Source organism: Silvimonas sp., assembly GCF_031291215.1.
Taxonomy (GTDB): domain Bacteria; phylum Pseudomonadota; class Gammaproteobacteria; order Burkholderiales; family Chitinibacteraceae; genus Silvimonas; species Silvimonas soli.
The window spans coordinates 1-1878 of the sequence record NZ_JARLJK010000156.1; the positions used below are offsets into that span (position 1 = coordinate 1).

At 59.7% G+C, this 1878-nt stretch carries 2 protein-coding genes; both read right to left on the reverse strand.

The features are described from left to right. Positions 1-287: 287 nt before the first annotated feature. The gene (locus tag P4L78_RS22815) at positions 288-1331 is read right to left on the reverse strand and encodes an IS110 family transposase (RefSeq protein WP_067749436.1); all 1044 of its coding nucleotides are present in this window, start codon (positions 1329-1331) and stop codon (positions 288-290) included. A gap of 190 nt (positions 1332-1521) precedes the next feature. Continuing rightward, positions 1522-1878, reverse strand: a 357-nt coding sequence (locus tag P4L78_RS22820; RefSeq protein ID WP_309330997.1) for a hypothetical protein, incomplete at its 5' end; no start/stop codon positions are given.

Consider the following 1878-nt stretch of genomic DNA (forward strand, 5'->3'; position numbering starts at 1 on the left):
CTAATACCATATGTGGACGGCCTCCTCCCTGCAAGGCGTTGGCAGTGATTTGATCTAATCGCTTGCGTCCATATGTCCGGCCTTTGGGTGCGTCCGCACTTGGACGCTGGCCAAGATGGTTTCCGCGGCGAGTGTTCCAAACAACGTGACGACCTTTTGAAGGCCATTGGTATTAACGGAATGTCACACGCCTTGGATCGATTGATCACACCATCTGCTATTCCTGCAAGTTCAGGCACCAGATCAGCACGACAGCGTCAATATGTGCTCGCCGTGACTGACTGATCTCAAGCTGCGCATGCCTGGGGCGGCAGCGCCGCGCTTGCGCGATAAACTTCACCGGTCATCATCATCTTCCAGGCAATGCGAGCAATCTTGTTGGCCAATGCGACCGCGACCAGCTTGGGCGGTTTGCGCTTGAGCAACTCGAGCAGCCATGGCGTGCCGTTCTTTCCCCGCCCCGCCCTCACATGCTGCAGGAGCGATGTAGCTCCGACCACGAGCGTGCATCGCAGCGTCTCGTCGCCTGCCCGGGTGATGATGCCTGGCCTGCTCTTTCCTGCCGTCGAATGGTCTTTGGGCGTCAGACCCATCCATGCCGCGAACTGGCGACCGGATGCGAAGAGCTCCGGCGCTGGGGTCTTCATCATCAGCAAGGCAGCCCCGACCGGCCCGACGCCCGGAATTTGCGCCAGACGACGACTGCACTCATTGGCCCGGTGCCACTTCATCAGCTTCGCGTCGATTCCGTCGAGCTGTTCATCCAGTTGCCGATATTCCATGGCATGGGACGCGAAGAGTTCCCGTGCGAGCGCGGGGATCGCAGGATCGATGGCGATACGATCGAGTAAAGGCTCAACCTTGCACATGCCCTTGGCCGCTGTGAGCCCGAATTCGGCCGCATAGCCTCTGATCGCGTTGGCGAGTTGCGTTCTGTTTCGGACCAGCCTGTCGCGCATCCCCATCAGCATCAATGATGCCTGCTGCTCGGCGCTCTTCACCGGAACGAAACGCATCGTGGGGCGACTCATCGCCTCGCAAAGCGCCTCGGCGTCTGCTGCGTCATTCTTGCCGCGCTTCACGTACGGCTTCGACAATTGCGGTGCGATCAGCTTTACATCATGGCCAAGCCCACCCAGCAACCGTGCCCAGTGATGCGAACTGCCACAGGCTTCGATCGCGACCATTGTTGGGGGAAGCTTCTCAAAAAACGCTATCATTTCCGCGCGGCGCAGCTTCTTGCGCAACACCGGCTGCTCGGCGGCGTTCACACCATGCAGCTGAAAAACATGCTTTGACGTATCCATGCCAATTCGGATAATTTGCTCCACGGACGGTCTCCTCGTTTGGGTTTCCAACAACCTCACTCTGGCACATTGTGATGCCGTACGGAGGCCGTCCACCGCACCTTGGTATAAGAGGGCGAAGCGCGAACGGCCCGAATGCGGAGCTTGCCCGGTCGTGTTTGAGACAGGCTTGCGTCAATGTCACGGGCGTTGACGCAAGCCTGTCTCGGGATTTTCAAGGCAGGTCCAGTGTTACGCGGTTGATTGCCACAGTGGCCGACTGCCGCGCCGCTTCGCTGGTTCCGACTTGTGAGCCGCGGTCCTTGCCGATGTCAAAAGTCTCGCTGAAGGCGCCGGCATAGTCGGGATAGAGGCTGACCGCGCTTTCTGCCACGGCCTTGCCATCGACCAGCAGGCGGATCGTGCCGCCGCCGACTTTCGCGGTCCACGGCAGCCCTTCGGCCGCGTTGCCCGTGGCGGGCACGAATTCAAAGCCAACTTTGCGCGCATCGGCCGCTAGCGGTGCAGAGGCCATGATCTTTTCGTGCCTTTGCCCGAACACGTTGTTTTCAAACGACAGCGTTCCGTAGTC